Raw genomic sequence first — 671 nt, forward strand, 5'->3', positions numbered from 1 at the left:
ACTTGATCACCATCGAGGAGAGGTAGCCGGACAGGTTGCGGGCGACCTCCTCCACCGAGTCGCCGCCGAACTTCTCCAGGGCCGCGTCGGCCAGCACCAGGGCGACCATGGCCTCGGCCACGATGCCGGCGGCCGGGACGGCGCAGACGTCGGAGCGCTCGTGGTGGGCCTTGGCGGCCTCGCCGGTCTTGACGTCGATCGTGGCCAGGGCCCTCGGGACGGTGGAGATGGGCTTCATGGCGGCGCTGACGCGCAGGATCTCGCCGTTGGTCATGCCGCCCTCGACGCCGCCCGCGCGGTTGGTGACGCGCTTGACGCCGTTCGCGGCGGTGTACTCGATCTCGTCGTGGGCGCGCGAGCCGGGCCGCCTGGCCGTCTCGAAGCCGTCGCCGACCGCGACGCCCTTGATCGACTGGATCCCCATGAGCTCGGCGGCTAGCCGGGAGTCTAGCCTGCGGTCCCAGTGGTGTAGCTGCCCAGGCCGGGCGGCAGGCCGTAGTCGAGCACCTCGACGACGCCGCCGAGCGTGTCGCCGTCCTTGTGGGCCTGGTCGATCACGGCGACCATGGCGGCGCTGCCCTCGGGGTCGGCGCAGCGGACCGGGTCGTCGTCGATGCGGGCCAGGTCGCCGGGGCCGGGCAGGACCTCGGTCGGGGTCTGGCCGCCGCCGA

1 pseudogene is annotated in these 671 nt (G+C 73.2%); it reads right to left on the reverse strand.

The window, feature by feature from the left end:
- Positions 1–671: pseudogene (gene aroC, locus DMH01_RS42435) on the reverse strand (chorismate synthase); the annotation flags it as partial.

Origin of the sequence: Amycolatopsis sp. WAC 04182 (genome assembly GCF_003947465.1) — a bacterium.
Taxonomy (GTDB): Bacteria; Actinomycetota; Actinomycetes; order Mycobacteriales; family Pseudonocardiaceae; genus Amycolatopsis.